1 tRNA gene is annotated in these 207 nt (G+C 40.1%); it reads left to right on the top strand.

Going from position 1 to position 207, the window contains the following annotated elements:
- The first annotated feature begins 128 nt into the window (after window positions 1-128).
- Window positions 129-205 (top strand) — tRNA-Ile (locus BAQ44_RS22495).
- The last annotated feature ends 2 nt before the right edge of the window (window positions 206-207 follow it).

Here is a 207-nt window from a genome sequence, read left to right as displayed (position 1 = left end):
ATGGAGAATTGATGAACGCTGTTCATCAATATAAGTTTCCGTGTTTCGTTTTCGTTTAGTTTTGAGAGTTCAATTCAATGTTGACTCTTAAATGAGGATATGATATAAATAAATCCTGCAATTTGTATGGGCCTATAGCTCAGCTGGTTAGAGCGCACGCCTGATAAGCGTGAGGTCGATGGTTCGAGTCCATTTAGGCCCACCATA

This window comes from Bacillus mobilis (assembly GCF_001884045.1).
Lineage (GTDB): Bacteria > Bacillota > Bacilli > Bacillales > Bacillaceae_G > Bacillus_A > Bacillus_A mobilis.
Note: the sequence above shows the minus strand (reverse complement) of the source record. Positions and strands in the feature narration are given on the sequence as shown.